The sequence below is a fragment of the Microcoleus sp. genome, from assembly GCF_049646505.1.
In the GTDB taxonomy this organism is placed as follows: Bacteria; Cyanobacteriota; Cyanobacteriia; order Cyanobacteriales; family Microcoleaceae; genus Microcoleus.
In genome coordinates this window covers 1-4,329 of sequence record NZ_JBARVX010000550.1, presented here as the reverse complement: position 1 = coordinate 4,329, position 4,329 = coordinate 1, and the positions used below count along the sequence as shown (strand labels likewise).

The 4,329-nt window shown below is 45.8% G+C and carries 5 protein-coding genes; 4 read left to right on the top strand and 1 reads right to left on the bottom strand.

Annotated features, from left to right (window positions below; translation table 11 throughout):
- The first annotated feature begins 117 nt into the window (after positions 1-117).
- Together WBA89_RS25970 and WBA89_RS25965 are read left to right on the top strand one after the other, a co-directional pair.
- On the top strand, positions 118-717 hold the full coding sequence (locus WBA89_RS25970) for a chromophore lyase CpcT/CpeT (protein WP_424410502.1): 600 nt from the start codon (positions 118-120) through the stop codon (positions 715-717).
- Positions 718-768: 51 nt separating this feature from the next.
- Positions 769-1,047, top strand: coding sequence for a CpeR family transcriptional regulator (locus WBA89_RS25965; protein ID WP_424410501.1), 279 nt, complete (start codon positions 769-771; stop codon positions 1,045-1,047).
- A 281-nt stretch (positions 1,048-1,328) separates the two neighbouring features.
- Here the strand turns inward: WBA89_RS25965 and WBA89_RS25960 are convergent, their stop codons facing one another.
- A complete protein-coding gene (locus tag WBA89_RS25960; protein WP_424410500.1) occupies positions 1,329-1,919 on the bottom strand; it encodes a phycobiliprotein lyase in 591 nt (196 codons plus the stop codon).
- 256 nt (positions 1,920-2,175) lie between these two features.
- On the opposite strand from WBA89_RS25960, the gene WBA89_RS25955 reads away from it, so the two are divergent.
- Both WBA89_RS25955 and WBA89_RS25950 read left to right on the top strand, forming a co-directional pair.
- Positions 2,176-3,012: a pentapeptide repeat-containing protein gene (locus WBA89_RS25955; protein ID WP_424410499.1), complete on the top strand. Its 837-nt coding sequence runs from the start codon at positions 2,176-2,178 to the stop codon at positions 3,010-3,012.
- Between the two features lie 433 nt (positions 3,013-3,445).
- The coding region (locus WBA89_RS25950; RefSeq protein WP_424410497.1) for a glycosyltransferase family 2 protein at positions 3,446-4,329 on the top strand (884 nt) is incomplete at its 3' end.

Sequence of the window (4,329 nt, the reverse complement as noted above, 5' to 3'; positions counted from 1 at the left end):
TCCCAATTCCCAATTCCCCATTCCCAATTCCCAATTCCCAATTCCCAATTCCCAATTCCCAATTCCCAATTCCCAATTCCCAATTCCCAATTCCCAATTCCCAATTCCCAATTCCCAATGACAAGTGAACTTATCGCCCTAGCTAACTTGATGGCCGGGCATTTCAGCAACCAAAAGCAATCAATGGCCAATCCGCAAAACTACGCTCACATTCGGGTTTTGTTTCGGCCTTTACCCTTTGAGTTTTTTGGCGGCATTGGTTTTTATTCCGAACAAGTTTATGACTACGATGTGTGGAATCCTTACCGTCAAGGAATTCACCGACTTGTCGAACAAGAAGATCAAATTTATATAGAAAATTACGGCCTAAAAGATGGTATGCTGTATGCAGGTGCAGGGCGACAATTAGATATTCTGATGACGATTACGCCGGATAGTATTGAACGCCGCTATAACTGTTCGATGGTATTTAAGAGAGATGGCGAAATATTTCGAGGAAGCGTAGAGCCCGGGCAGAAGTGTTTGATTAATCGCAAGGGATGCGAGACTTATTTAGTCAGTGATGTGGAATTAACAGAGCATACTTGGACAAGTTTAGACCGAGGAATGGATGTTAATACTGGCGAACAGGTTTGGGGCTCGACTGAGGGGCCTTTGCTGTTTGATAAAGTCGAAAGTTTTGCGAGTGAAGTGCCTGCGACCGCGTTAGTAATATGAAGAAAGTTGAATGTTTAAAATGTTATGCTGCCGCCCTTAGCTAGAAAAAAGATGGAGTGCTGGATTCGGAGCCGGCATTTGATTTGTTCGGGAAATTTTTTTATATTTGAAACTCTAGAATATCCTACTATTGAAAGTTTTGGGGAGTGCATTGAGAGTTTGGGGGGAACTTTTATTTGCGTTCACCCGATTAATAAGGTTTGGATTGGGAATCACCGAAAAGTTATTCTATATCAAGCTAAGGCGAGTTTGCACGTTCCTCAGCACGAGCTCAAGCAATACTGGATTAAATACGGCAGTTTTTATACTAGGTTTGATGAACGCTGTTAAATAAAAATCTGCGGTTGAAATTGGATAATTTTTGGGCTTGTTTTCTCAAATATAATGTAATACCATTTTCTAAAGATGTGCTACTACCCCCCCCACTCCCCCCCGAAATAAGGGGGGGTTGGGGGGGTAATATCTAGCGCTACTTTATGAAATTGATGTAAGGTGCGTCGCCCTGAGATTGTTAATTGGATGTACGGATTTTTGATGGCGACGCACCCTACAAATACTACAAATCTTTGAATATGTAAGAATTATTCAGTCGGACATGATATGGCTGATGACTAATGAGTGATGAGTTGTTGCTGTTGAATGATTTGCTGCAAATCTGCGGGTGCGACGCAGCGGCGTTCGGAACTGTAAGTCATGAGATTGATGCCGTTCATCATGCGTACTGTGCTGACGCGCACGCGAAAATCGTCGGTGATAAACCAGCAGCGTTCTTGACCTTGGTTTTTTTCATATTCGGTGTCGATTGTCAATACTCCATCGGTTGCAAAATTGTATCTCCCGATAACTGGTATTCCTTCTACATAGCCTTGGTTGCGGAGAAATTTTCCTGATTGGGGATTGTGGCGATCGGGAATATCTACTAGAATGGCTGCGTAATTTGGGTTTGGTTCTTTGTCTTGTGCGTCGAGGGTTGTCTGCCACATGAATATAGCTCCACCGACGGCTAGTGCTGGATTTACTGCTTGCTTTTCGCAAATTTCTTGGATTTTGGGGTGGTCTTTTTCCATGATTTGAATGATGAGATTTGATTCGCCTGACTCGTCTGCTGCTGCGTCGAAGTGATGGACTGAACGCTGCGAAAACCAGGTTCCTTCGCTTTTGCGAAAGAAGTCCATCATTGTCATCGGCGGTTTGATTTTCATGGTGTTTGTGACCTCTGCTGATTTTTTGGCAATGCGGTTTTCTCGATTTTACTAAATTTGAGAATGTTTGATTGTAAAGTTTAGTAATTCCAGCAGCCAAAAAGAAGATAACTGCTGGCTTGTGCTTCTAACCGACATTCGGTAAATGATTCGCAATTAAAAATTAAAAATCAAAAATCGAAAATGGTGCGAGGGATGTCGGGAGGGGTTCTGGTCAAGGTATAATCAGTTGGATTGAGGTATTTTTTTTAAAGAAATGGTTAATTTAACGATCGATCGCACAAATTTCGATTCGGAGAGTTTACTGGCTGCTGTGAAGTCGGGACAGAGTTTGGCGGGGGTTGATTTGAGCGGGGTTGATTTGTACGATCGCGATTTGAGCGGTGCTAAGCTTAACGGTGCTAACCTCGCGGGTGCTAGTTTGATTGGTGTTAACCTGCAGGGTGCAGATTTGAGCGGTGCTAATCTGGTTGAGGCGGATTTGCGCGGTGCTAATTTGCAGGGGGCAATTTTGCAGTCGGCTGCTTTGCAAAACAGTTGTTTGTGCAGGGCTTCTTTGCAGAATGCTAATCTGAGCGAGGCTGATTTGAGCGGCTCGAAATTGCAAGTTGCTATCTACGATTCGCTGACAGTTTGGCCGTCGGGTTTTAGATTCAAAAATTGTGGCGCTGTGGGGCCGGGAGCGATTTTGACTGGGGCTTTTTTAAATACGGCTAATTTGCGGTTTGTGGATTTGAGGGGTGCTAATTTGCTGGGCGCTTATTTGAGCGGGGCTGATTTGACTGGCGCTAATCTGCAAGGTGCGGGTTTTAGCGGTGCTAATTTGCAAAGGGCTTTTTTGACTGGTGCTTGCTTGCGGGATGCGCGGTTAAATGGTGCGGAATTGCAGGGTGTTGATTTTCGAGCTGCTGATTTGACTAATGCTAGTTTCGATCACGTTACTAGCATTGAAGGTGCGGATTTTACTGGGGTTCGCGGACTTGATGAAGGGGTGAGGGCGATGCTTTGTCACCGGAGTTCGGCGGAGTTGGATAGTTGGAATTCTTTGACTAGAACTACTACTCGCGAAAGTTTGAATTGCGAGGGTGTTTGATTGTTTGGTATTTTTTTGAGAATAGTAGCCGATCGCAATTAACGCTGAAATCACGATCGATCGCCAAAACTCGGTTTTCTTAATAAAAAATCGGGTTTTTTTGATTTGGCATTAATTGCAAAATTTGGTAGCCCTGGCCGCCAATGACACTCGCCATTGAGATCGTCCTCGACGAGCAATCGCTGTCGGCGACAAAAATTATTTAGACAAAAAACTTGACATCAACCGGTAATCGAAAGTAAAAATAAATAACAGCAATCATAAATATGAGGCTTTATGTTTGATTCGCGCATCGGCGATCGGCAAGTATGGCATTGATAAGTTGCTATCCCCTACAACAATTTTGGCTAAAATACATCCGGTAAAATACGGAGACTCTAGGATTTTTTGGCAATCTAAAATCTAAAATCTAACATCTAAAATGGCATAACTCATGGCAACAGCTATTCTCGACCTGGAAATCTCCAAACTCCCGCCAGAAATTAGGGTTGAGGAGCGTTACAGCAAAGCCTTGGTTTTAATTAGACTGCACGGAAAGCCGATCGCGAGCGCTCAACTTTCGGTAGTCGGAGGTCGCATTGAGGGAGATCAATTGCGGGAAACACTGATGGATGCTGCGGGGGATAACTTGTGGAAAAACTGGCTCTACGACACTCTAGAATGGGATGAGCGGGGGCCGATGGAGGCATTGCCGATCGCCACTGTAGCGGTTTGCACGCGCGATCGACCGGAAGATTTGCGGCGCTGTCTGGAAGCGTTCATGCTGCTCCCAGACGACGGTCAGGAATACTTGGTAATTGACAATTGTCCCGCCACGGATGCTACTGAGGAATTGGTCAAAAATTACCCAAAAGTCCGCTATGTACGCGAGGACGTACCGGGCTCCAGCGCTGCCCGCAACCGAGCTTTGCGCGAAGCTAAACACGAATTCGTAGCCTTTACAGATGACGATGCAGTGCCCGATCCGAACTGGCTGCGATCGCTATTGGGGAATTTCAGCGATCGGCGAGTGATGTGCGTTACGGGGCTAATCATGCCCTTGGAGCTCGAAACAGAAGCGCAAGAATGGTTCGAGCGCTACAGCCCCCACGGGCGGGGCTTTGAACGCCGAATTTTTGACGGGGCGCAGTGCAATCCTCTGGTTGTCCATCTGGTGGGTGTTTCGGCGAGTATGGCTTTGCGTAAAAGTTCGATCGAGTTTATTGGCTTGTTTGACGAAGCTTTGGGGGCGGGAACACCCACGGTGGGCGGCGAAGACTGCGAACTGTTTGCGCGGATTTTGCGATCGGGCTACTGCATCGTCTACGAGCCCAGGGC